The organism is Companilactobacillus kedongensis (assembly GCF_003946625.1).
Lineage (GTDB): Bacteria > Bacillota > Bacilli > Lactobacillales > Lactobacillaceae > Companilactobacillus > Companilactobacillus kedongensis.
The window spans coordinates 35224-59096 of sequence record NZ_RHOR01000012.1 but is presented as its reverse complement, the minus strand read 5'-3'; the positions used below and the strand labels follow the sequence as shown (position 1 = coordinate 59096).

Sequence of the window (23873 nt, the reverse complement as noted above, 5' to 3'; positions counted from 1 at the left end):
ATAGGAAATTGAACAATAAATTTCAAAATACAACAATTGATGGACAAAAAATTACAGCTTATCAATTAGGAAAGTCTGGTATTGAGTGGGCTAATGGAGCGGGAACACCATCTGATGGGATGGATACTAACAAAGAAAATCAACCTACTCGCAAGTTAACAGACTCTGCCAACAGTATCATTATTTACTTTTCCAGATCAGGCAGTACTGAATTATTGGCTAGCAAAATTGAAAAAGAAACAAACGCTGATATTTTGGAAATCACTGTGAAAGATCCTTATCCAAGTAATTATCCAAAGACATTAGCAAGAGCTAATTTTGAACGAGAAAATCAGGATTATCCTGAATTGAATATGCAATTACCAGACCTTGGGCAGTATCGAACAATATATCTGGGATATCAAATATGGGCGATGACATTATCACATCCAATGGATTCATTTTTGAATACTTATGGAAGTCAATTATCTGATAAAAAAATATCCCCTTTTATGACTGAAGGAGGATATGGACAGGGTGATAGTGTTCAAGTAGTTAAAGAAATACTGAAGCAACAGGGTGCAACTAATAATACATTTACCCCAACTTTGGTAGTAGATGGTAACAAAGTTGATCGTGCTGATAAACAGGTCAATGATTGGATTAAACATTAGAGAAAAACCACTAGTAACTATTGATTGGGTCATCATGGGCTCTTCATCGGTATCCACCAAAGTTCCGTGCTTATTAAAAGCAATTAATTCTTCAAGTAAATAGTTGTCGATCAGAAAGACATCTTATTATAATGCTATACGTTAATCGTATGGTGGCATGCTTATCTGGTAATTTTCAAGTGCTAAGTTGGAACATATAATGAACTCATGAATTAAATAAGTCAGAAAAATAATTGGAGAGATAAAAATGAAAAAAGTATTAGTATTAGGAGCAAATGGACAAATCGCAAGAATTGCAGAAGATCGTATTTTGAAGGAACAACCAGATGTTGAATTGACATTGTTCTTACGTAATAGTAGTCGTTTAGATGAATTAAGTTCAAACAATAACGTTACATTGATTGATGGTGACGTAACGGATTATGAAGCTGTTAATAAGGCTATGAAGGGTCAAGATATTGTTTATGTTTCATTCGTTGACCACGATAGTAACAACATTATGACTAAGAATGTCATTAAATCCATGAAGGAAAACAACGTAGATCGTGTTATTGAATCTAGTTTATTAGGTTTATATAACGAAGTTCCTGGTGAATATGGTCGTTGGAATTACAGTATGGTTAAAGGTGGTTTGGATGCTGCCATCAATGCTGATAAATTGCTATCAGAATCAGGATTGTCATACACAACACTACGTTTTCCATGGTTGAATGATCGTGACGAAGTTAAATATACTGTCACACATAAGGATGAACAATATGTAGGTGTTTCAGGATCTCGCCAAAGTATGGCTGATGTGATCGTTAAGATCATCGCTGATCCAGAGTACTTGAAAAACGATTCTGTTGGTATTGCCGATGCTGCTACACAAGGTGAAGACAGACCTGTATATTAAATTAAAAGGATTTTCCTAAATAGATTGGGAGAATCTTTTTTTCATAAGTACTTAAAAGTGCCTATATCACAAAAAAGTACATACTATCCAAGTGGTTTAATTCGATTTATATTAATAACACGAATTAAATAACAAGGAGATTAATATGATTAATTCATTAAATGATCGCATTGAATTAAATAATGGAACAGCAATTCCTGGACTAGGTTTAGGTGTATTCCAAATTCCCGATGAGGAAACTGCTGATGTTGTGGCTAAAGGTATCAAACAAGGTTACCGTTTGATAGATACAGCCCAAGTATATGACAACGAAAAAGGTACTGGTGAAGGTATTCGTCGTGGTCTAACAGAAAATAATTTACAACGGGAAGATTTATTTATCACTTCTAAAATTTGGAATGATCATCTAACTTATGATGAGACGATCAGTTCCGCTAATGACAGCCTTCAAAAATTAGGTCTGGATTATCTTGATCTATATTTGATTCACTGGCCTGGAGATAATTCTTACAAAGATTCATATTTAGCATTGGAACAGTTATACAAAGAGGGTAAAATCAAAGCGATTGGTGTTAGCAATTTTCAAATTCATCATTTAGAGGAATTAGCTAAATTTGCCACGGTCACACCAGTATTGGATCAAGTTGAGTCACATCCCAAGTTGATTCAAACGGAACTTCGTGATTATGTAGCCAAACACGATATAAAAATTCAAGCCTGGTCACCACTAATGCAAGGTAAAATTTTAAAGAATGCAACATTACAGAATATTGCAGAAGAACGTGGTAAATCAGTTGCACAAGTGATTTTGCGCTGGGATATCCAAAGAAATGTTTTACTAGTTGTTAAGTCGGTCCATACAGAACGGATGCAGAGTAATGCTGATGTTTTTGATTTTAAATTAGACCAAGCAGAGATGGATCAAATTAATGCCATAAATGAAAATTTGCGTGTTGGCCCCAATCCGGATGAATTTGATTTCTAATTAGGAGGTATTTTTATGGATCTTCATTTAAAGGATAAAATAGCTTTAGTTACCGGCTCAACCAAGGGTATCGGTAAGGCAATTGCGATTGAGATGGCTCGTGAGGGAACTAATGTCATTATTAATGGAAGAAAGCAATCAGAAGTCGATACGGTTGTATCAGAAATTAAGCGTGATTTTCCTAAAACAACACCATCAGGGGTTGCGGCAGATTTGGCAAATGAAGTTGACCGTCAAAAGCTATTTACTCAAGTTCCAGAGATTGATATTTTAGTCAATAATATGGGTATTTTTAAACCCATGAATTATTACGATATTGATGATGAAACTTGGGAGAGATTCTTTCACGTCAACGTTTTAGCAGGTAATACATTAGCTAAATTCTATTTACCAAAAATGCTTGCGCAAGATTTCGGTCGTATCATCTTTATTGCAAGTGAGGAGGCCATAATGCCATCCGGTGAAATGCCTCAATATAGTATGACCAAGTCGATGAATCTATCTTTGGCCAAGAGTTTATCCAAAGTGACAGTTGCTAGTCACGTAACGGTCAATACTATCATGCCAGGTTCAACTTTGACTGAAGGTGTGCAGAAGATGCTTGATGATATGTATCAGAATAGCGATTTGCCTAAGGAAGTGTGGGAGAAAGACTTTATGAAGAATCACCGCTCTCGTTCACAAATTCAACGTTTGATCCGTCCAGAAGAGATTGGTCGATTCACAGCATTCGTAGCTAGTCCTGATTCATCATCGTTTTCAGGAGAAGCTTTACGAGTTGATGGTGGATTAGTTCCAACTATTTTTTAAACAAAAAAAAGCAGGCAACGGGATTCCGGTTGCCTGCTTTTTCAGTTAGAAAAGTACCAGTATCAGTACATATCAATAATATTTTTTAATTCCTTAAGATAGGCTAGTTTTAATTCATTAGGATAGTTGATTTTAACATTACTTCCAAGTGTAATTAAGTATTCAATCATATAATTGAATTCCTCCTGGTTGTATCCGCCATAGATCAATAACTTGCCATGCTCTTTTTTGAAATGCATATTAGGATAATTGTTCTTTTGAAATAGTTCTCTACCTAAAGGCGTCAATTCACATTGAAATTGTATATTGTGATAATTGTTTTCATAATCTTGTTTGAATTTTTTTAACTCTAAATGTGTATAGGACTTTTCCCAGCTATTACTTATTGAACAAGTCTCAAAACGATCGCAACGATAAGTGGCCCATCTTTTAGTGTTAACATCCAGGGCATCACAGAACCAAATTCCGTTGCGATAAAGTAAATTGAAAGCCTGTATCTTTGAATTATTGGATTCTTGTGTTATATCGATTATTTTTTCGTTAATGATAGATTGTAAAATAGTGTTTAAAAAATTTGGGGTCGTGATGGAAGGTACACGATAATAATTTATACTATCTTGTAATTTGGTTACGTAATCTTGTTGTGGCTTGGGCAAAGTGGCAAGCAATTTATCATAGATATGTTTATATGATTTTTGAAACGGGGTAGCCGATAATAGCGTCAATGCTTTGATGGCGAAGAATATGGCACTAATTTCCTCTAAATTAAAGATAATCGGTACTAGTAAGTCTTTCTTAATCAAATGATAGCCGCCATTTCGACCATTTTCGGTATAAAATGACAGCCCCATATTTTCTAATTCACTGATGTCACGCAATGCTGTCCGTTTTGAAATTTGAAATTCTGTTGTTAAATCATTGATTTGAAAGAAATTTTTATCACTTAGAAAAATTAATTCCTGGTTTAGTCGTTCAGCTTTATTCATAGTAAGTTATCTCCAATTTCTAAATGGTGCCATAAGTTGTCACCATTAAATTGTAAAATAGATTTATTGATTAGGAAAGAGGACCTTAACTATGAAAACTTTACTTATAAACGCTCAGCCAAATTTTAAAGATGGTAATCATTATTCGATGAAACTTCAAAAACAATTCCTACAGGAATTTAAGAATAAATTTCCAGACCAAAAAGTTGATTTGATTAATTTATATGATATGGAAATACCTCAATTGACTATAGATCAACTTTTGGGTATTTGGGAAAAGCAGTCTTCTCATATTTCTTTAAGTGAAGAGGAAAATCGAATTTTCAAAATTAATCAGAAATTGATTCATCAGTTCAAAGAACATCATCGTATTGTTGTCGTATCACCACTGCATAACTTTAATGTAACTTCAAAGATGAAGGATTACATTGATAATATTTTAGTTGCCCACGAAACATTTAAATATACAGCGAATGGATCAGTTGGTTTAATGACTGATAATTATAAGGCAATGTTATTACAAGCTAGTGGTTCGATTTATACAAATAACGATCGATATACGCCACTAGAGTTTTCGAGAATGTATCTACAACGTATGTTTGAAGATTTAATGGGATTCGATCAATTTTCGATTGTACGGATTCAAGGATTACAAACTAATGGCGTCGATATAGATCAAGCGGTACAGCAGGGGATGGATGATTTAAAAGATGAATTCCAAAAATTTTATGAGTAATCCTTATCGCCCAAAACTATTTTCGGGGTCCAATACCAGTGATTCGGATAGTAGTATTTCACTATATAAATCATAAATGTATTTAGATTCAATAACGTGCTTCAAAGCGGTTTCGTATAAGTATTCAATTTCTGTATTGAATGCTCCCATTAAGGCTCGTCGTTCCTGTAATGATTGTTCATCTGTAAAAATGGCTGCTTTTGATCCGGCAAATCTCCACTGATGAACAAATGATTTAAGACCGTTATCTTTAATTTGATCTCTAAGATCGTAGATCACGCTTTGTTTAACGATATTATCAATATCCATTTTCTGAACATGATCGATTCCTAATTGAACCATCTGGTTTCTAATTCTGTTGATCTTAGTTTTGGATTCTAAATCGAACGCGTCAGCTGGTAATATAAATTTAAATAGAATAGTAGGAACTATCATACTGATAAGGATGACGGTTGATTCTACTAAAATTATAAAGCTGAATATTTTAGAACCAGTACTGATACTTGCTCCGATGACTGAAAAAGCCATTGCCAGAGTTACTGAACCGTGAATACCGCCAAATGAGAAAACAACGGCTTCTTTAGCTGAAAATTTACTGACGATCAAACTATATAAGAATCTAATTATTAGCGAAGTAATGTAGACCAGCAAAGCAGTTAAGAGCCAATTTAGCGAACTGTTGGCACTTTGGTATTGTTGTTTAATTATTCGAATCAACGTTGTACCCAGTGAAATAAATACAAAGTTATTAAGAATTTCTGTTAAAAATTGTGACATTTGAATCCCGGCATGAAATTGTCGAGGCTCAGAAAATCTGCTTCGGCTGGCTTCATTATTAAAAATCAATCCAGCACTGACCACCGCAATGATACCTGAAACTTCAATTTTTTCAGCAATCAAATAAATAATGAAAGGCGTCATTAGGTATATTAAGTTTTGTGCGGTTACAGAATTAAAATTAGTTCTAATTAGAAATTGTCTGATGAACATGAATATTAACGACATAATTAATCCCAGAATAGTTCCACCGATTGCTGAGATCAAGAATGCAGAGATGTTTTGGCCTAGTGACAAGTGACCAGTATTAAACCAGATCAAAGCCGCTTGTAAAAGTACGATCCCTGTTGCGTCGTTGAATAGTGATTCCATTTTTAGTACCACATCAACGTGCGGTGGCATTGTTAACCCATCACTGACTGATCCCATTGCCGTCGCATCAGTAGGTGTACTTATTGCGATTATTATTAGAGCCATTGATAATGTGATGCCAGTGAGTGAATGTAGAATGGCCGTTCCTATGACAGCTGAAAGGATCGCTAAAACAATAGCCGTACTGAGGATGTTTTTAAATTTTTTTCGGACAAGGTATGTTTTGGTTTCTTGACCTTCGAAAAATAGTAGTGGTGCTATAATCAGCAGCATAAATATTTCGTCATTGAATTCCAAAATAAGACCGTTGGTAATAGGGATTAAACCCAAAATTGCCCCAATGATCAAACTGATATATGTATTAGATATTTTTTTGATAATTTTCGATAGTATGATGCTGAGAGCAACTGCTAATAATAAAATAATCGAAGATTGAATAAATCCCATAATTAATACACCCCAAATGTTATTTGACATTTATATTATATGATAAAAACAGCACTGAATTATAATATTCAGTGCTGTTTAGCTTATAGAAATAATTAATCAATATTTGTTTAAACTTATTTTGATAAAACGGTTGCATTACATAAAAGAATCGTTAAACTAAAGTCAGATAACTAAAATTTGGGATAGTTATTCGTTTAAACTGAGGACATTTAAATAAATTAGAAAATCGTGAGGGAGTATTTTTGCTTAAATGCAAAAAATATTTCTTCGCGATTTTTTTTATGAAGGAGTGTTTCAAATGGTAAAGTTTGAACAAATTAAAGGATTCGTATTTGACTTAGATGGAGTTATTGCTGATACTTCAGTCTATCATGCTAAAGCATGGCGTCAGTTGGCTGAAAAGTTAGGCGTTACTTGGACCGATGATTTGGCTGATCGTTTGAAGGGAATTAGTCGGATGGATTCACTTAATATGATTTTAAATGCCGGTGGAATTGAATCCAATTACACCGAGACTGAAAAGGAGTTGTTTGCGACGGAGAAGAATGCCAATTATTTAAAACTTCTAAAAAATATGGATTCAACTGAAATTCTTCCTGGAATTGTTGATTTTATAAGAGATCTAGAAGAGCACAATTATAAATTATCATTGGCATCAGCTTCCAAAAATTCACCCTTTGTCCTGAAACGATTGGGACTAGATATGTACTTTAAGAATAAGGTCGATCCGACAACTTTAAAACACGGTAAACCAGATCCTGAGATTTTTGCTCGTGGTGCCGAAGTATTAAATTTGAAACCAAGTGAATGCATCGGAATTGAAGATGCCAAAGCAGGAGTTCAATCAATTAATAGTGCTGGTGAGTTATCTATTGGGATCGGTAACGCTGAAATTCTTAGTGAAGCAGATATAAATTTTGCCAGTACTGGTGAATTAACTTTGGAAAATATTAAAAAGGCTCTTAATAGTCAGATTAACGTCGATTGAAAATGGTAAACTAAATTCGAACGATACATTTTGACTAGGGGATAAATTTGATGAAACTAGTAATAACGGATTTAGATAGCACATTTTTGGATAAAGATAAACATTATGACGTGGACCACTTTAATAGGATAAAATATGAGTTAAAAAAACGTGGAATCGAATTTGCGGCTTGTACGGGTAAACAAGCTGAAAAGGTCGAAGAAATCATGGGAACGGATCTTTGGATCGTCGGCGATGGCGGTGCTAGGATCAAACATAATGGAAAATTCTATTATAAGAACTTGATCCCAAATAAGTTGGGTCAGGAATTTATTGTCGCTTTAAAAAATTTAAACATTGATTTCAATATTGTTGCTTCTACTGAAGAACGTAGTTATATTGCCAATAATCGTACTAAACCTGAGATTGATCGAATTAAGAAGAGCTATCATTTAGTTACTGAGATTTCAGATTTTAAACAGATCACGCAGGATTTTACTAAGATATCTGTTTATGATGCCGAGGGCCATACTTTTGACTATTATAAAAAGCTGGATTCATTCAAAGATAGATTGTTTATCGTTGCTCCAGAACCCACATGGATCGATATTTCAAATTTAGGTGCACATAAAGGAAGCGGGATCGAGAAACTTCAGGAAATTCTTGGTTGTACTAAAGATGAAACGATTTGTTTTGGTGATGGATATAATGATTTAGAAATGTTCAATCAATCGGGTGTTAAATTTGCTATGGGTAATGCCTTTGATGATGTGAAGGATAAAGCTGACTTCGTTATTAAGACTAATAATCAAGATGGTGTTTTGCGCGCCCTTGACAAATTGCTGTTGATTTAAAAAACGACCGCAAATTTTTTAAATATAGACGGTGATGCAAAGTTTAAAAAAATAGTTTTCCCAGATAAAATATTTGATGATAATAGAGAAATAAAAAATGGAACTCAATTGAGTTCCATTTTTATTTTCTATTTAATTAATTCATTGATTCGATCAATTTCATCAGTTGAAAATTCAAGGTTATCTAATGCTTTTAGATTTTCGTCTAGATGATCATTGTTAGTAGTACCAATAATAACACTGGCAACCACTGGATCGCGTAATAACCAAGCAAGTGACATTTGACTTAGTGTTTGGTCGCGGTTCTTAGCAACATCGTTTAGTTTATTCAATTTAGCAACTAAAGCATCTGGACCGTCATCTAGCAATTCAGAGTTGGTGTGATGAATATTAAATTCATCTGTAATACCGTCAAGATAACGATCTGATAATAATCCTTCGCAGAGTGGTCCATAAGCAATTACTCCGGCACCGTTGTCTTTGAGAACTTTGGCAAGGCCGCTCTTTTCAACATGATTATTTAATAAGTTCATGCTCATTTGGTCTAATACAAATGGTGTACCCAATTTCTTGAACATAGCGATGGCTTGTTTCATTTCAGGAACCTCGTAGTTAGAAACACCAACATAGAGTGCTTTACCAGAACGAACAATGTCATCTAAGGCATGAACAGTTTCTTCAATAGGCGTTTTATCATCATAACGATGTGCATAATAAATATCTACATAGTCCAAATTCATTCTTTGAAGTGAATCGTTTATGCCTTGGATCAATGATTTTCTTGAAGTACCGATACCGTAAGGACCATCATGAATCTCATATCCAACCTTAGTGGAAATAACTAGTTCGTCACGATATGGTTGTAAATCATTTTTCATAATTTGACCAAAGAGTTCCTCAGAAGTACCAAAACCAGTTTTACCATCACCATAGTGATTAGCATTATCAAAGTGAAAGACACCCTTGTCAAAAGCGTGCAAGATAAGATCACGACGTTTGCTTAATGGGTCGGCGCTACCAAAGTTACGCCAGAGTCCTAGTGATATTGGTGGTAACATCAAACCAGTTTTACCGGCGTGACGAACGGAATTATTTTCATAACGATTTTCTGATGCTGAATACATTTTATCGACCCCCAAATTATATATACTATTAATATTAGGACACTGCAAACGGTTACGCAAGAATGAAGCCAGTGACTATTTAGAATCGACTAGATGAAAGTAAGTAAAATGTGCAGCTGATAGCCAAAAAATGATCGTAAATGACCATCCAAATATGCCATGTGGGCGATTATAAACTATAACTGGACTAATTGTAGCCCAGCCATATTTTGTGCCTACTACTACAAATGAACCGATCCATAAAATCCATAGTAGTATTAACAACAATCTTAATATTTTTCGCATTCGTATTGTATTTCCTTATATAAAATATATTTATGTTTAAAAGATTATCTCTAAAAAGTGCATAATACAATGAAGAACTGTATAAAAAAAGTCGGCCATTAAGTCGACTTTTTTTATTATTCAAAATATTTATTAGCAATCTTTTTGTAAATTTCAATGTATTGTAGATAATCATCCTCAAAGACGAACTCATTAACTTGGTGAGCACTTTCATTTCCGGGCCCAGCTACAATAACGTCTATATCAGGATTTGCTTTGATAAATTGTGAAGCATCAGTACCACCGGGGGCACCAACTGATAGTGCACCTTGCTCAAATGTTTCTTCATAACTTTGATGAGCTATCTTTAAGAAATCAGAAGTCATGTCTGTTTTTACAGGCCAGTTACTGCTCTTTTCTTCAAATTCTAAAGACATTCTAGGTGATTCGTTTAGCTTGGCAATAATTTCCTTTAAATCATCGATCAATTTATCATTGTTATATTCAGGAATAGTTCTGATTTTAACGTTCATTTCAGCAAAATCAGGAATAGTATTTTCTTGATCACCAGAATTCATAATTGTTACAGATGGACTAGTTTTGCCAAGAACATCATCACTATATGCAGTCAAAGTTGCAAAATATTCCTTTTGCTTATTGTAGAAGGTTATAAGGTTGTCCAAAGCATTGATACCAGCTTCTGGCATTGAACTGTGCGCAGCTTTACCACGAGATTTGATCTTGTAGTCAATTGATCCTTTATGAGCACAGAAAAATGCGTGGCGTCCGTATTCCGTTGGGTTAGGACTAGGTATCTGGATTAATCCGCTATGAGTCAACTTATCCATAACGGGTTTTGATGAAGTATTACTTGGTTCACCAACGATCAAAGCATTTAAGTGATCTGCATAACCAGCAGCTGATAGTTGTTTAGCACCAATTTCACCAATTTCTTCACCAACAGTAGCGATGAATTGGATATTTCCTTTAAAATCTTTATCCTCATTTAACTCTATCAAAGTAATGGCTAATCCAGCCAATCCAGACTTCATGTCTGAAGTACCTCGACCAAAGATTTTACCGTCAATATGCTTAGGATTAAAAGGACCGTAGTTCCATTCGTCTTCGTTGACGGGTGCAACTACATCTTCATGTCCAGTAAATCCTAAAACCTTATCTGCACCATTGTTAATAGAAGCAATCAGATTCATACGATTTTCAGAATTTTTAACAAGTTCTGTTTTAATGTCGTGTTTATCAAATAATTCCTTCAAGTAGTTAGCAACTATTTCCTCATTGCCGTTAACTGTTTTTAATTTTATTAGGTCATCTAAAATGGATAGTTTCTCTGATTTCTCCATTATGGCTCCTCCAAATTCAAGTTTAATGTATAATAGTAAGTATCGAACATCTATATTTTAGTATTAATCAAATAAAAAAGTAATAAAAGGTGAATAAAAATTGAATTTATTGATGAAAATTGATCGCTGGTTGGGAGCAATTTTAGTAATTGTTGCCGTATTGGGATATATCTTCCATTGGTTCACAGACCAATTACTATTGAGTGCATTAGCCGCCGGAGCATTATTAGTAATAATTTCCTTTACATCAGATAGGGGACGTGCCTCTAAAAATGGTGGAAATAAAAAAGACTAGAAGTCCTCAAGAAGGATTTCTAGTTTTTAGTTTCAAGATTAATTAACCTTTTTACGTCCTTCAGGAGTATAACGGCTAGATTTGTATCGTCTGTATAGATAGTAAATTCCAAAAACTACGGCAGCCACGATCAATAGCGGAATACCGATATAGAAGAATATTGCTACTGCAACAGCAACTATTAGGAACCATTTAAAGAATCTTAAGAATAAATCGAACATTTAGTTCTCCTTTTTATAAGTTTACAGATATATAATCATTTATATTCTTAATTAAGTCAAGTAAAACGAATTAAGAAACAAAATGATTGACTATTATGTTTGACCCTAGTATAGTAACCACTATCGCTACCTCTTAGAGATATAACTTTGTAAGAAGGAGGTGTGAATAATATGAAGTATAGAATTCTATTAAATACTAATGATCAATTATTCACAGCAATTGATGTTAAAAATAGCAATCACTTTGGCAACGGTACAACCATTGAAAAAGCTATTACTGATTTAAAAACTAAAGTTGCTTAACCAAGGACATTAAGAGAGTCCAAAAGGCTACTGACAAGAAAAAAACTTGTCGGTAGCCTTTTTTAGTTTACAGATAGATTGTACTTGGTCATATGTTTTTTATTTGGTACTAGAAAGTAGAATTTGTCATTTCCGTTTTCTTTGGGCTTGTCAAAATGGACATTTGCAATAGTACTTTGTCCCATCTTAAATTTGTTCATATTTAGTGCCTGATCGTTCTGATCCTTTACGACCATATTAGAATGATTGCTGTAAGTATGATGTTGATCTGCTATCCACATATTTTCAATAAAGAAGTAACTCTTGTGCATACCGTAATATCCGGGTCCGGTCTGTTTTATCCATAAGGTAACATCAATGTTCTTTTCTCTTATTGATGTATTCAAAACTTTGAATTCAACGTTCTTAGCTTTTATCAATTGATTTTTTGAAATTGTTACTTCTTGAGGATTATCGTAATCAGCGTTTACTTTTTGATATTGTAAGGTCAAAAAAACAAATGCAATGACTGAAAAAGTGGATAGTAGAGTGAATTTGAATGCCTTATTATATTGTCTCATTGACGGCTCCATTTCTGACAACGAATCTACGAGTGGAAATTTTTCTGATGAGCTCTTTGTCATGTGAAGTTACTAGGAAAGTAATATTTTTATTTTTAAGCTCTTTTATTTTCTTTATGAGGTTATCAATGCTTGTTTCATCAAGTGCATTAGTAGGTTCGTCCAAAATAATTAAAGGATTTTCACCCAACAGTGCCTGGGCAATACCGACTTTTTGTTTCATTCCTAAAGAAAATTTCTTAACCATTTGATGTACGTTATTTGATAAGCCTAATGATTCTAGTAATTCGATAATATCGTTATTTGAGATGTTCTCTTGTAACTGCGCTAAGAGATTCAAATTTTGAAATGCTGTCATGTTATCAATCAGACTAGGATTTTCAATCAATATTCCAGCCTTTATAGGGTACTTATCTTTAGTTAAAATCAGATTGTCATTAACTTTGATAGTTCCAGTAGTTTTAATTAGACCCAAAATGGCTTTTAAGAGAATCGTCTTACCAGATCCATTGATGCCTTCAAAAGTAGCTATGTCTCCTTGATTGATGGAAAGTGTGGCATTGTCGATCAGAATTCTATTTTTAACTTTTTTGCTGACAGATTGTAATGAGATAAGAATCATGTTGAACTCCTTTAAAAATCCTTTTTTGAGATTATTTTATTTAGAGTAAAAGTAAGTAAACCAATCAAAAATAACATAATGATAAATTTTGTAGCTAGATCAATCTGACTCTTTAAATTCGTAAAATAATAGAATAAAGAATCATCTGTCGTCTTTGCCAAATAGTAGTCTAGACAATTCATTCCGAAAGCAAGTAAGAAAGCAATAGTATTATTAGTTATCATAAGCAAATTCAGCTCTAACAATGATAATGTCAGCATCGCTAAATAAATATAAACGTATAGTAGTAATATCTGAAAATGTGTTCCAATGACAAAGTAACTGAGTCCTGAAATCCAGACCGTCGCTAATGACGGTATTGTCCAAAGCAACCAAATAATGAATTGACTGGAAATTACTCTGATGATCATGGCAATAGTGATAAATTTTCTACTTTGAGTTATCAATAAATCGTTTATTCTGAATTTTTCACCAGATAAATTTGAAACTAGTGCAACAAAAATCAAGCCAAAGCAGATTATAAAAGGGTTCAAAATCTTAGTTAGTATCGTGGACGGATTTTCCTGTGGATTTAAAGTAAGAAATTCCTGTATCGGCGCTATACCAATGATAATGGACAAGAAAGATAAAATTATTATTGAGCGGTTATGAGTAATAAGGATCAGTTGCTGTTTGAACAATTTACCAGACAATTTTTTTATTCCTTCCTATTATTAGTAGTAAGAAAGTCGTAAATGAAACGATTACAGTTGTCAAAATTACTATTCGAATATCAATCGGACTTGAAGCTGTCTCTTTTAGAAAGTCAAATGGAACATAACTTATTTGGTGAGGCAGCTTAATGAATAGATTTCCAATCAATAGAAAGGTTTGAAAAATCATACTTGAAAAGAGCATTAAAAATTTACTTTTGATCCAGAGTGATATTGAAGTTGTTAAAACGGAAAACAAACCACCCCAAAGTGAAGTGAATAATATGGACAAGAGACCATGTATTAGGGGATGACTGTAAAATAGATCAACGAACATTGTATTTTCATGGATGATCATCAAGTTTTCGTTGATCAAAAAATCGGGTCTGATATTTGGTAAAAATAAGAAATATGTCAAAAAATTTGTTAATAATGGTATTGCAACTACAAGAAAACCTCCAATAAGTGCGGCAAGTCCATAGCCCAATAACAATCTATTTAGTCCGATTCGTGTTTTTATTTGTAGAAGCAGACCAGAAGTAAGATCTTCTTTCAAGATGGTCGCAGCAGGTATGCTTGCCATTAATGGTAATAGAATGAAAAACATTATTGGCCCGAAAGTGAATGGGTCAATTGAAAGCCATCTCGTATATGGAGATTCGAGAAATATATTTCCGTATTTGACAATTGGTATAAGTCCTTGAATGATTTGTAGTCCGGATAATATTGCACCGATTATTAGTGAAATAAGAACTGACCTTTTAATAATTCTATGTTTGAGGTAGTTTGTTATTTGGTAATTTAGCTCCATAATTTTAGGATTTAATTTTAAATTCAAATGCAAGTTATCTTTAACAAAATGTATCATAGGAAAGATTCAATTCATAATTTAAATGATAATAAGATCAGATAGTAAAACTATATAATCACATATGTTCATTGTTCGTATAACTTTCGATTTTTAATAATGAAAGAGCTTTAAATAATTACCAAAACTGTATTATCGCGGTTCAAACCTCAATTTTAATGGTGTACACTTAATTGGTGAGCTTTAAATAATTATTTAGGGCTACAAATTTGATTCATAATATGAAAAAAATAGTTATCCCAGTTGGAATAACTATATTTTTTTGGTCTATGGAGGGAAGAATGAATTCGAAAGGGAAAAAGAATTATTGGTTGATAACCGTAGCCACGTGGCTAATTTTATTTGTAGCTTGGCAACTTGCCACTTCATTTAAAATGGTTCCAGAGATTTTGTTACCTAGTCCTGAAAAGGTTGTCTCAACGTTCGTTAAGTTGAGTGAATATGGATATAATGGTATACCTCTTTGGCAACACTTCTTAATAACCATGGCAAGGTTATTGAGTGCGGTTGTTCTAGCAATTGTAACAGCAATTCCGCTTGGGTTGATCAGTGGTAGGATCAAAGTCATTTACTCGATTTTTGATTCTATTATTCAATTTATCAGACCAATTCCACCTTTGGCTTATTATACAATTTTGATACTTTGGGTAGGTATTGGCGAGACATCTAAGGTAGTACTACTTTATTTAGCTGCCTTTGCTCCAATCTATTTGGCATGTATTTCAGGTGTAAACCGAGTTAAAGATGATTATATCAAGAGTGCTGAATCATTGGGTGCAAGTTCTAAGCAAGTATTCTTTCATGTTATTTTTCCATCTGCTTTACCTGATATATTTACGGGTATTAGGACTGCTGTCGGTATGGCTTATACAACCGTTGTTGCCGCGGAAATGGTTGCTGCCACATACGGAATTGGGTGGATGATCATCAATGCTTCAAAATATCTTAAGAGTGATGTAATGTTTGTCGGTATTATTATCTTAGGCATAACTGGGGTTGTCTTAGATCAAATTTTGAAGTTTATTGAAAGAAAAGTAGTTTTTTGGAGTGGTCAATAATGAAAAAAATTGTAAAATTTCTAATTGCTCTATTTATGATTTTTCTTTTAACTGGATGTTCTAACAATACGGATACAAAAAAGGCTTCAGAAGTTAGAATCGGTATTTTACAAGTCCCCAATGATGTTGCTGCGGCAAGACAATTGAAATACATTAGTAGTTATTTTGATAAAGAAAATATTAAAGTGAAATATATAATCTTTGATTCTGGAGTTGATGCTAATAAAGCTTTGATTTCTGGTGACATTGATTTTGCAACAATGGGAGATACCAATGCTGTTGTAGCATTGACTTCTAAGATAGATGCAAAATTGGTCTGGGTAAATGATGTTTTGGGGAATAACGAAGGTCTGGTCGTTAGGAACGGTAGTGGAATTAAAAATTTTGACGATTTGGCTGGTCAAAAAATTGCGACACCATTTGCATCGACATCTCATTACAGTTTAATGATGACTCTAAAAAAACATCACTTATTGAATAAAGTTTCATTGTTAGATATGGATACACAGGACATTGTTGCTGCTTGGAATCGGGGAGATATCTCGGCTGCGTACACTTGGCAACCCACGTTAACACCAATGTTGAAGAATGGACATTTCTTGATCACCAGTGAGGACCTGCGTGATCAAAATAGAATTACGGCGAATGTTACTTTAGTACGCGGAGGTTTTGAAAGAAGTCATCCCAAATTGGTTGCAGGTTTATTGAAACAATTAAATAAGACTCACGCAGAAATGCAAAGTGAGCCAGAGGTAACCATAAAAGCAGCATCAAAGCAGATGGACCTTGGATATTCTGAGGCTAAATCACAAATTGGTACATCTAAATGGTTGACAGCTAAGCAAATGGTAAATCAGAGATTTCTTAGTAAAACCTTTCCTGAACAACTTTATATAACTGGAAAATTCATGTCACAACAACAGACGATCGATCACGCACCAAGTAAAAAAGAGATTAACAAATTTATTGCGGATAAATACGTAAGTGAGCTGGGGGATGATTAGATGGAAAAAATTATTGAAGTTAAGGATTTAACACTTACATACGAAAATGATGATAAGCCCACTTTGAATTCCTTGAATCTTGATATAAATCGTGGCGAGATAATTACCGTAATTGGTAAATCGGGCTGCGGTAAGAGTACCTTATTGAATACTATTGCAGGTTATTTGGAACCAACATCTGGGAAAGTTCTATTAAACGGAGAACCTGTCACTGGTCCTAATTGGAAATTAGGAGTGGTATTTCAAAATAATGCACTATATCCATGGCTAAATGTGGCCGACAATATCGGATTTGGTCTCAAGATGAGACATTTTGATAAAGAAAAAATTGATGAACGAGTTAATACTCTATTGGATCAAGTTCAATTGACAGACAAAAAGAAAGATTATGTTTTTTCTCTATCTGGTGGAATGCGTCAAAGAGTGGCAATAGCAAGAGCTTTGGCAAATCAGCCACAATTGGTTATGTTTGACGAGTCGTTTGGAGCTCTGGATGAATTTACTAGAAATGATATTCATGATGTTATCTTAGACTTGTGGAAGTCGCTACATTTAACCTTTTTTATCATTACACATGATATTGATGAGGCAATTAAACTGGGTAATCGAATCGTTATCATGACACCTGATAAAAATTCTCAATTGAAAATTGTTCAGAATCCGTATTTCAATATAGATTCTAAAGATATCGATTCAGATTATATGAAATTTAAAAATGATATTTTAACGCAAATAGTATAAAAAAAACTCTGCCACAATTGGCAGAGTTTTTCTATTCTGGTTCATCGACAGCAAAATCACCAAATTCTGCATCAACAACTTTGGCTAAATCATGTGGTTCGATCAGTAATGATTGTCCAAGTTTTCCTGCAGACACAATGATCTTCTCGGAACGTTCAGCTTCATTATCAAAATAGATCGGATAATTATGCAACGAATGTATTCCAACGGGACTATTTGCTCCATGTTCAAAGCCACTAGTTTTGATCAGATCCTTTAGTGGCACCATCCCGACTTTCTTATTTCCAGAAATTTTTGCTAATTTTTTATAGCTAAGATGCTTATCCAAAGGGATCATTCCCACAAGTGGACCGGTTTTGTTCCCAGTTAAGACTAATGTTTTATAGATTTTGTAACCATCTTGCATACTTCCATCATGAACTAATTCTTGAGTATCGCCTTCGGCTTTAGTTGGGAAAGTCATAGCTTTGTACTCAACCTTTTCTTTATCAAGAATTTTTTCAACTAATGTTTTTGAAATCTTTTTATTCTTCTTACTCATTTTCCCCACCAGACTATAAATTACTTCTTTAATAATCATAACAAACAACAAAGCTTTTGAAAGTTTTTAAGTCTTTAATTAAAATAATAAGTAATTCTTTAATAATTTGTTATATAATAACAACGTTTAATAGTTGGAGGAGCGAAAAGAATGAGTTTTTTTAGACACAATAAGAAGGATAATGATCCTATCCAAAATGATTTCAGTAAGATATCTCAAGAAATCAATAAAAGCCCAGAAAAGTTATCAGAAGCACAGAAGTTATTTAAGGATAATGAATCTTTAAGAAAAGTCGCTGCTAAAGAAAAGCTTAATGAAAAAAGTTTAGATTAGATTCATCAAGAGTGATTCGATTATGAAAATAGTCTGATTATTTTTTTTAACGTAAGTAATATGTAGGAAAACAAAAAAATACAAATATTTTTGTAATATTTATAACTTATGGTATGCATAAGTAAAAATCTATGATATATTATAAAAAACAAAGATAAGAGGTGTTTTAAATGGGAAAAGCAATGGCAAAGAATCAACTATTGGAAACTAATGTATTTGTAGAAAGATTTTTGACTTATCGCGAGGTTTTCGTGGAATATTTCAAAACTATGAGTTTAATTGAACGAGGTGAAGCTTTGACACATGAAAACTATTCTCGTTTGACACACAATTACGTGACCAATGTAAAACGATTCAGTCTGCTTTGTAATTCATATATCACAAAGTATAAATTAGAAGACTCAAAAATCGATAAGACATTAAATAGTTACTTCATCGAGCTGATCAGTGGATTAGAGTGTATGGATGAAAAACAAAATATTCTAAATAGAGATCTTTCCACTAAAGCACAGCAGAAAATTAAGAACTGTGAACTAAACTTTATGGAAACTATTGGAAAATATATTAACTAAGACGTCAGAAACGTCTTTTTTTTATGCTCAATATTTAGTAACCTTAATAGTAATTATGGAGGAATTTTTATGATTTGGAAAAAAATAAGTGTTTCAATTCCTAACAACTTTGATCAGGAGATTATTTCTGATGTATTTATGAAAATAGGTGCTAATGGAACAGAATTGGTTGATGACGATGACCAGTCCGTTTGCACTAAGATAAATTCATATTTTGATGAAGATAGTTATAAACCTGAGTTAAAGAATGATTTAATAAGTGAAATTTCAAGATTATCAGACTTTGGTTTTGATGTTTCAAATATAACTGTTTCTGAAAGTGATGTTGATGACAATACTTGGGTCAATGAATGGAAACAATATTATCATCCGGTACACATTAGTCGTTATCTGACGGTTGTTCCTAACTGGGTTGACTACCAGCCTAAATTTTCGGATGAACATTTGATTGTTATGGATCCTGGCAAATCATTTGGTACAGGTACGCATCCTACAACATATTCCTGTATGCAGGCACTGGAAATGATCCTAGGCGATGCAGATTCATTATATGATGTTGGAACTGGTTCAGGAATTCTTTCGATTCAAGCAAGACAACTGGGTGTTTCAAAAATCAAGGCTTTTGATCTCGATCCAGAGGCTGTTGAAGCCGCTAAATTAAACTTACAGTTGAATGAGGGATGTCAGGATATTGAAGTATATGAAAATTCGTTATTAGACGGTGTGACTGGCAGAGTTGATGTAATTGTAGCTAATATATTGGCTGACGTTATTATGCAATTCATCCCAGATATAGATGAACATTTAAATTCTAATGGATTTGTCGTTTTATCAGGTATAATTAATGAAAAAGAGTCTTTGATCACTGCCGAAATGAAAAAGCATGGATTTACAGTACTAGAAGCTTTCCATTTAAAGGGCTGGTCAACACTGATTTGTAAAAGAGTAAAGGACGCTGAATTACAAGATGGAGCAATACTTCGTTAATCAAACATTTTCTACCGAAACAATTACAATAGAAGATACTGAAATTTTTAAGCATGTCGTAACTGTATTAAGACATAAAGTATCTGACCAAATTTATTTAGTTGATGAATTAAGAGATCTTTATTTAGCAACGATTGAAAAAATTGATAAAGATAATAAAACAATTGAATTCAAGCTTTTGAAAAGTAACAAACCTTCGACAGAAATGCCCGTTAAAGTTACAGTCGCTTGTTCATTGTCCAAGAAAGATAAGATTGAATGGATCACTCAAAAGGCTACAGAATTGGGCGCGACTGAGATCATATTCTTTAATTCGCAATATTCGATCATGCACTGGAAATCGAACGTAATCGAAAAGAAACTTGTGAGATTACAAGAGATAGCTAAAAATGCTGCTCAACAATCTAAGCGCCGTATAATTCCTCAAGTTAGTTATTTAAATGATTTAAAAAAATTGGCTGATAATGAATCGGAATTAAAATTCGTTGCCTATGAAGAATCAGCTAAGCAAGGTGAATCGAGTCTTTTGGTGCAAAATTTAGAGAAATCATCTGCGAAATCAGTGATAGGTGTTTTCGGACCAGAAGGTGGCTTTTCACCTGAAGAAGTTGAATTCTTACAAGACAAAGATTATTTGTCAGTTGGATTAGGCCCAAGGATAATGAGAGCCGAAACAGCACCATTGTACTTCCTATCAGTGCTATCATATAATTATGAATTATCGTCAAAATGAGGAATGAAAATTGAAAAATCTTTGGAAAAAAGTTGAAGAATCAAAAACAACTTATATTGCACTTATATCTATTGTTCTAGTATTTATCATGCCAATTCTGTTTAATCTATTTCATTTAGGAAAATCTAATCGGATCATCTGGTTATTTTTTGTGATCAATATTTTCTTCTCAGGATTTCTCGGTTGGTTTTGTCGCAAATATGCATTATCGTTTTATAATTTGATCATTTTTCCAGTAATATTTGTGATCAGTGTTTTTATAAAATATGGACGATATGGATACTTTTTAGCAGGAATCTATTTAATTTTAAGTATTTTAATTTATTTCTTATTTGATAAGGAAAATTGATTGTTTTTTTTTAATAAAGAAAGCATAATAATACGTAAAGAAAAGCACTCATTGAGTGCTTTTTATTGTAGAAGGGGTGGGACAAAATTTGAAAAAGCATATAGATTATACTCCTGACGAAGTCCTAGACATTTGTCGCAAATATATGAATGAAGAACATGTTGAATTTGTTAACAAATCGTATAAATTTGCGGCCTATGTTCATAAAGAGCAAAAAAGAGCTACTGGCGAGCCTTATATCATTCATCCAACTCAAGTAGCCCAGATTCTTGCTTCTTTACACATGGATCCATATACTGTGGCTGCTGGATATCTTCATGATGTTGTTGAAGATACTAATATCACACTTGGAGATGTTAACGAGTTATTTGGGGATCAAGTTGCTACTATCGTTGATGGAGTTACCAAGATAAGTAAGTACAAGTATCGCTCTCATCAGGAATTATTGGCTGAAAATCACCGTAAGATGCTTTTAGCGACTGCTAAGGATCTACGTGTCATTATGGTAAAACTCGCTGATAGATTACATAATATGCGTACGCTTAAGGCATTACGTCCCGATAAACAACGTCGAATTGCTACAGAAACGTTGGAAATTTACGCTCCACTTGCTGATAGATTAGGTATCAGTAAGATTAAATGGGAACTAGAGGATCTATCACTTCATTACATTAATCCTCAGCAATATTACCGTATCGTTCACTTGATGAATAGTAAGCGTGATCAAAGAGAGGCTTATATTGCGGAAGCAATTGACTATATAAAAACTAGCGTCGATGCTTTAGGTATCAAATATGATATCTACGGTCGTCCTAAACATATTTATTCTATATATAAGAAGATGCGTGATAAGCATAAGCAATTTTCTGAATTGTATGATCTTTTAGCAATTAGGATCGTGGTTGATTCAGTTAAAGATTGTTATGCTGTTTTAGGTTCGATTCACTCAAAGTGGAAGCCTATTCCAGGACGCTTCAAAGATTATATTGCTGTACCAAAGGCCAATGGTTATCAATCACTTCATACAACCATTATTGGACCCGGTGGTCAGCCGCTTGAAGTCCAAATCAGAACGTACAAGATGCATGAAGTCGCTGAATATGGTGTTGCTGCACACTGGGCTTATAAAGAAGGAAACTTTGAAGGTGTCCAGATTGATGAGAATGAGCAAAAAATCGATGTCTTTAGAGAAATTCTAGAGTTACAAGAGAATTCTGATAATGCGGCTGACTTTATGAAGTCCGTTAAAGGTGAAATTTTTAATGATCGTGTCTACGTCTTTACACCTCAAGGTGAAGTTGTCGAATTGCCAAAGGGCTCAACGACACTGGACTTTGCTTATCAAGTACATACTGAAGTTGGTAATCATTCAGTTGGTTCGAAAGTCAACGCCAGAATGGTTCCTTTAAATTATCAATTAAAGAATGGTGACATTGTCGAAATTTTGACTAGTACCAGCGCTAAACCAAGTCGAGATTGGGTAAATGTTGTTTATACATCAAGATCTAGAAACAAGATCAAGCGTTACTTCCGTGTTAAAGATCGTCAAGAAAATATTGATATTGGTCGTGAATCGATCGAAGAAGAATTAAAGAATCGTTCACTATCTTCCAAAAAGTACCTTGATAAAAAGCATTTAGAAATAGCGATGGAAATCTTTAATTTTACTGATCCAGATGAATTGTTTAATGCTGTCGGTTATGGCGAATTGTCTGCTATCAATGTGGTCCATAAGTTACTCAGTGAAGATCCTGATAAGAAAAAGGAAGCTGAGAAAAAAGAACTTGAAGATTCATTGATAACTGATGATGCTGAAGAGAAAAAGCCACAGCAAAATGAAAGTACGCAAGTAAAGAAGACACAGGATAATCCTAATAACAGCATTTCAGTTCAAGGCATCGATAATCTTTTGATACGTTTAGCTAAGTGTTGCAGTCCTATTCCTGGGGATAAAATTGTTGGCTATATCACTAAGGGACGTGGATTGACAATTCATAGAGCTGATTGTCCAAATGTTCAGAGTGAAGAAGCTAAACGACGTTTCATCGAAGTCAGCTGGGATAATGTTACTCAAGATAAGCGTTATTCAGCTGAACTTGATATTTATGCTTTCAATCGTAATGGCTTGTTAAACGAAGTATTACAAGTTATCAATTCCACAACTAATTCATTGAATAATGTTAATGGACGTCTTGATAGAGAGAAAATGGCAGTTATTCATGTGAGTGTTGGAGTTAATAATAAAGAACATCTAGACAAAATAATTTCTAAACTGAATAATATTCCTGACGTTTATGAAATCAAAAGGACAATAGAATAATATGAAAGTAGTTATCCAACGAGCTTCAAAAGCAAAAGTTTCAGTTGATAATAAAGTTTTAGGTCAAATTGACCAAGGGCTTTGTTTATTGGTGGCTTTTGCGAATGAAGATACAACAGAAACATTGAATTACATGGCTCATAAAATTGCCAATATGAGAATTTTTACTGATGATGAAGGCAAAATGAACTTATCAGTTAAAGATGTCAAAGGTAGCATTTTATCGATATCACAATTTACACTCTATGCTGATACTAAGAAGGGTAATCGTCCTAGTTTCATTGGAGCGGGCGACTTTGAGTCATCTAGTCAAAAGTATGATCAGTTTAATCAAACGTTGAGAAGCTATGATTTAACTGTCGAAACTGGTGAATTTGGTGCAGATATGCAAGTTGCTCTGACTAATGACGGACCAGTAACAATAATAATGGAGCGATAAA

At 33.7% G+C, this 23873-nt stretch carries 30 protein-coding genes; 19 read left to right on the top strand and 11 right to left on the bottom strand.

The window, feature by feature from the left end:
* Positions 1 to 8 precede the first annotated feature (8 nt).
* From EKM60_RS07915 to EKM60_RS07900, 4 genes are all read left to right on the top strand, one after another.
* Positions 9 to 653, top strand: a complete 645-nt coding sequence (locus EKM60_RS07915) for a flavodoxin family protein (RefSeq protein WP_225427029.1) — start codon at positions 9 to 11, stop codon at positions 651 to 653.
* A gap of 247 nt (positions 654 to 900) precedes the next feature.
* Complete coding sequence (locus tag EKM60_RS07910; protein WP_125714213.1) at positions 901 to 1548, top strand: NAD(P)H-binding protein; 648 nt, start codon at positions 901 to 903, stop codon at positions 1546 to 1548.
* A gap of 145 nt (positions 1549 to 1693) precedes the next feature.
* On the top strand, positions 1694 to 2533 hold the full coding sequence (locus EKM60_RS07905) for an aldo/keto reductase (RefSeq protein ID WP_125714211.1): 840 nt from the start codon (positions 1694 to 1696) through the stop codon (positions 2531 to 2533).
* A gap of 15 nt (positions 2534 to 2548) precedes the next feature.
* Positions 2549 to 3343, top strand: coding sequence for an SDR family NAD(P)-dependent oxidoreductase (locus EKM60_RS07900; RefSeq protein WP_125714209.1), 795 nt, complete (start codon positions 2549 to 2551; stop codon positions 3341 to 3343).
* Positions 3344 to 3405: 62 nt separating this feature from the next.
* On the opposite strand, the gene EKM60_RS07895 is transcribed toward EKM60_RS07900, so the two are convergent.
* Positions 3406 to 4329 (bottom strand): helix-turn-helix transcriptional regulator, encoded by a 924-nt coding sequence (locus EKM60_RS07895; protein ID WP_125714207.1) that lies wholly within the window; start codon positions 4327 to 4329, stop codon positions 3406 to 3408.
* 91 nt (positions 4330 to 4420) lie between these two features.
* On the opposite strand from EKM60_RS07895, the gene EKM60_RS07890 reads away from it, so the two are divergent.
* Positions 4421 to 5065 (top strand): FMN-dependent NADH-azoreductase, encoded by a 645-nt coding sequence (locus EKM60_RS07890; RefSeq protein ID WP_125714204.1) that lies wholly within the window; start codon positions 4421 to 4423, stop codon positions 5063 to 5065.
* Positions 5066 to 5068: 3 nt separating this feature from the next.
* Here EKM60_RS07890 and EKM60_RS07885 read toward each other — a convergent pair whose 3' ends face one another.
* Positions 5069 to 6691, bottom strand: coding sequence for a cation:proton antiporter (locus tag EKM60_RS07885; protein ID WP_225427028.1), 1623 nt, complete (start codon positions 6689 to 6691; stop codon positions 5069 to 5071).
* Between the two features lie 271 nt (positions 6692 to 6962).
* Here EKM60_RS07885 and pgmB point away from each other — a divergent pair, with 271 nt between their 5' ends.
* Together pgmB and EKM60_RS07875 are read left to right on the top strand one after the other, a co-directional pair.
* Positions 6963 to 7652 (top strand): beta-phosphoglucomutase, encoded by a 690-nt coding sequence (pgmB, locus tag EKM60_RS07880; RefSeq protein ID WP_125714202.1) that lies wholly within the window; start codon positions 6963 to 6965, stop codon positions 7650 to 7652.
* A gap of 50 nt (positions 7653 to 7702) precedes the next feature.
* Positions 7703 to 8485: an HAD family hydrolase gene (locus EKM60_RS07875; protein ID WP_125714200.1), complete on the top strand. Its 783-nt coding sequence runs from the start codon at positions 7703 to 7705 to the stop codon at positions 8483 to 8485.
* Positions 8486 to 8613: 128 nt separating this feature from the next.
* On the opposite strand, the gene EKM60_RS07870 is transcribed toward EKM60_RS07875, so the two are convergent.
* The 3 genes from EKM60_RS07870 to EKM60_RS07860 all read right to left on the bottom strand — a co-directional run bounded on the left by EKM60_RS07870 (position 8614) and on the right by EKM60_RS07860 (position 11234).
* The gene (locus tag EKM60_RS07870) at positions 8614 to 9609 is read right to left on the bottom strand and encodes an aldo/keto reductase (RefSeq protein WP_125714198.1); all 996 of its coding nucleotides are present in this window, start codon (positions 9607 to 9609) and stop codon (positions 8614 to 8616) included.
* A gap of 75 nt (positions 9610 to 9684) precedes the next feature.
* Positions 9685 to 9894 (bottom strand): hypothetical protein, encoded by a 210-nt coding sequence (locus tag EKM60_RS07865; protein ID WP_125714195.1) that lies wholly within the window; start codon positions 9892 to 9894, stop codon positions 9685 to 9687.
* A 116-nt stretch (positions 9895 to 10010) separates the two neighbouring features.
* Complete coding sequence (locus EKM60_RS07860) at positions 10011 to 11234, bottom strand: M20/M25/M40 family metallo-hydrolase (protein ID WP_125714193.1); 1224 nt, start codon at positions 11232 to 11234, stop codon at positions 10011 to 10013.
* A gap of 112 nt (positions 11235 to 11346) precedes the next feature.
* Between EKM60_RS07860 and EKM60_RS07855 the strand changes: the two genes are divergently transcribed.
* Entirely contained in the window at positions 11347 to 11529 is a 183-nt protein-coding gene (locus EKM60_RS07855; protein ID WP_125714191.1) for a hypothetical protein, read from the top strand.
* Positions 11530 to 11567: 38 nt separating this feature from the next.
* Here EKM60_RS07855 and EKM60_RS07850 read toward each other — a convergent pair whose 3' ends face one another.
* Positions 11568 to 11750: a hypothetical protein gene (locus EKM60_RS07850; protein ID WP_125714189.1), complete on the bottom strand. Its 183-nt coding sequence runs from the start codon at positions 11748 to 11750 to the stop codon at positions 11568 to 11570.
* A gap of 171 nt (positions 11751 to 11921) precedes the next feature.
* Here EKM60_RS07850 and EKM60_RS11295 point away from each other — a divergent pair, with 171 nt between their 5' ends.
* Positions 11922 to 12053 (top strand): hypothetical protein, encoded by a 132-nt coding sequence (locus EKM60_RS11295; RefSeq protein WP_263852837.1) that lies wholly within the window; start codon positions 11922 to 11924, stop codon positions 12051 to 12053.
* Positions 12054 to 12115: 62 nt separating this feature from the next.
* Here the strand turns inward: EKM60_RS11295 and EKM60_RS07845 are convergent, their stop codons facing one another.
* The 4 genes from EKM60_RS07845 to EKM60_RS07830 all read right to left on the bottom strand — a co-directional run bounded on the left by EKM60_RS07845 (position 12116) and on the right by EKM60_RS07830 (position 14510).
* On the bottom strand, positions 12116 to 12613 hold the full coding sequence (locus EKM60_RS07845; protein WP_125714187.1) for a hypothetical protein: 498 nt from the start codon (positions 12611 to 12613) through the stop codon (positions 12116 to 12118).
* The gene (locus EKM60_RS07840) at positions 12600 to 13235 is read right to left on the bottom strand and encodes an ATP-binding cassette domain-containing protein (protein WP_125714185.1); all 636 of its coding nucleotides are present in this window, start codon (positions 13233 to 13235) and stop codon (positions 12600 to 12602) included. The genes EKM60_RS07845 and EKM60_RS07840 overlap by 14 nt, the downstream gene beginning before the upstream one ends.
* Positions 13236 to 13246: 11 nt before the next feature.
* Positions 13247 to 13768 carry a hypothetical protein gene (locus tag EKM60_RS07835; RefSeq protein ID WP_164508362.1) on the bottom strand — a complete coding sequence of 174 codons (522 nt, stop codon included), beginning with the start codon at positions 13766 to 13768 and terminating at the stop codon, positions 13247 to 13249.
* A gap of 148 nt (positions 13769 to 13916) precedes the next feature.
* Positions 13917 to 14510, bottom strand: coding sequence for a hypothetical protein (locus EKM60_RS07830; RefSeq protein WP_125714181.1), 594 nt, complete (start codon positions 14508 to 14510; stop codon positions 13917 to 13919).
* Positions 14511 to 15076: 566 nt separating this feature from the next.
* Here EKM60_RS07830 and EKM60_RS07825 point away from each other — a divergent pair.
* The 3 genes from EKM60_RS07825 to EKM60_RS07815 are packed head-to-tail and all read left to right on the top strand — an operon-like array spanning position 15077 to position 17598.
* On the top strand, positions 15077 to 15853 hold the full coding sequence (locus tag EKM60_RS07825; RefSeq protein WP_125714179.1) for an ABC transporter permease: 777 nt from the start codon (positions 15077 to 15079) through the stop codon (positions 15851 to 15853).
* On the top strand, positions 15853 to 16857 hold the full coding sequence (locus EKM60_RS07820; protein ID WP_125714177.1) for a taurine ABC transporter substrate-binding protein: 1005 nt from the start codon (positions 15853 to 15855) through the stop codon (positions 16855 to 16857). The genes EKM60_RS07825 and EKM60_RS07820 overlap by 1 nt, the downstream gene beginning before the upstream one ends.
* Positions 16858 to 17598, top strand: a complete 741-nt coding sequence (locus tag EKM60_RS07815; protein WP_125714175.1) for an ABC transporter ATP-binding protein — start codon at positions 16858 to 16860, stop codon at positions 17596 to 17598. It begins immediately after the preceding gene.
* Between the two features lie 31 nt (positions 17599 to 17629).
* Here EKM60_RS07815 and EKM60_RS07810 read toward each other — a convergent pair whose 3' ends face one another.
* Positions 17630 to 18139, bottom strand: a complete 510-nt coding sequence (locus EKM60_RS07810; protein WP_125714173.1) for an aminoacyl-tRNA deacylase — start codon at positions 18137 to 18139, stop codon at positions 17630 to 17632.
* A 150-nt stretch (positions 18140 to 18289) separates the two neighbouring features.
* On the opposite strand from EKM60_RS07810, the gene EKM60_RS07805 reads away from it, so the two are divergent.
* The 7 genes from EKM60_RS07805 (at position 18290) to dtd (ending at position 23872) form a co-directional block, all read left to right on the top strand.
* Positions 18290 to 18472 carry a hypothetical protein gene (locus EKM60_RS07805; protein WP_125714171.1) on the top strand — a complete coding sequence of 61 codons (183 nt, stop codon included), beginning with the start codon at positions 18290 to 18292 and terminating at the stop codon, positions 18470 to 18472.
* Positions 18473 to 18642: 170 nt separating this feature from the next.
* Positions 18643 to 19044: a hypothetical protein gene (locus EKM60_RS07800; RefSeq protein WP_125714169.1), complete on the top strand. Its 402-nt coding sequence runs from the start codon at positions 18643 to 18645 to the stop codon at positions 19042 to 19044.
* A gap of 69 nt (positions 19045 to 19113) precedes the next feature.
* The gene (prmA, locus tag EKM60_RS07795) at positions 19114 to 20031 is read left to right on the top strand and encodes a 50S ribosomal protein L11 methyltransferase (RefSeq protein WP_125714167.1); all 918 of its coding nucleotides are present in this window, start codon (positions 19114 to 19116) and stop codon (positions 20029 to 20031) included.
* Positions 20012 to 20764, top strand: coding sequence for an RsmE family RNA methyltransferase (locus tag EKM60_RS07790; RefSeq protein ID WP_125714165.1), 753 nt, complete (start codon positions 20012 to 20014; stop codon positions 20762 to 20764). Before prmA ends, EKM60_RS07790 begins: the two co-directional genes overlap by 20 nt.
* A 10-nt stretch (positions 20765 to 20774) precedes the next feature.
* Positions 20775 to 21113: a hypothetical protein gene (locus tag EKM60_RS07785; protein WP_125714163.1), complete on the top strand. Its 339-nt coding sequence runs from the start codon at positions 20775 to 20777 to the stop codon at positions 21111 to 21113.
* Between the two features lie 88 nt (positions 21114 to 21201).
* Positions 21202 to 23433, top strand: a complete 2232-nt coding sequence (locus EKM60_RS07780) for a RelA/SpoT family protein (RefSeq protein ID WP_318530693.1) — start codon at positions 21202 to 21204, stop codon at positions 23431 to 23433.
* A 1-nt stretch (position 23434) separates the two neighbouring features.
* Complete coding sequence (gene dtd, locus EKM60_RS07775; RefSeq protein WP_125714161.1) at positions 23435 to 23872, top strand: D-aminoacyl-tRNA deacylase; 438 nt, start codon at positions 23435 to 23437, stop codon at positions 23870 to 23872.
* The last annotated feature ends 1 nt before the right edge of the window (position 23873 follow it).